The 558-nt window shown below is 50.5% G+C and carries 2 pseudogenes; both read right to left on the bottom strand.

Annotation, left to right across the window (positions count from 1 at the left end):
* Positions 1–223, bottom strand: a pseudogene (locus tag J5224_RS34500) (CDP-alcohol phosphatidyltransferase family protein); the annotation flags it as partial.
* A 113-nt stretch (positions 224–336) separates the two neighbouring features.
* Positions 337–558, bottom strand: a pseudogene (locus J5224_RS34495) (oxidoreductase); the annotation flags it as partial.

The following is a 558-nucleotide window of genomic DNA, read 5'->3' as shown; positions in this document are numbered from 1 at the left end:
ACATGCCATCCAGTGCGTTGAGTGCCATCCGCACAAATAACACCACGGGCAGAAGGGCGAACAGGGCAGGATCAGGAAATATAAAGAGCGCTGCACCGGTGATAATAGACAGTGCAACGGCTGAGATCGTGACGTGGTTGGCAGTAACGTGGTGTTTGTGCAACCAAAACATTAATGGGCGTAAACATGCCTGAAAGGCGGGTTTTACCTGATAAAGCGTCATTATGGTTCTCTGATAATGCGAACATTTTCATCATTGTGTATCAATCAACCAGATGAAGAGTAGTGATTTCCATTGTTTATCCGCAAAATCAGAATTTACGACGCCAAGCGTTGCTACACCGACAACGCCTCAACCCGCTCAATGGCATCACGCAGGTTTTCAGCGCTCAGTGGCACAGGCAGCGCATGGATCGATTCGAACGGAGCCAGCGTGCGCGCAATGACTTTATCCACATCAGCGTGATTCTGGATATCCACATCCAGCGCTTTAAGGCTGGTGGGCAAGTTGAAACGCGCAAACGCCGCAATCAACTGCTCGGTCACGTCGCGCTGCCC

The organism is Candidatus Symbiopectobacterium sp. NZEC135 (genome assembly GCF_025962695.1).
Note: the sequence above shows the minus strand (reverse complement) of the source record. Positions and strands in the feature narration are given on the sequence as shown.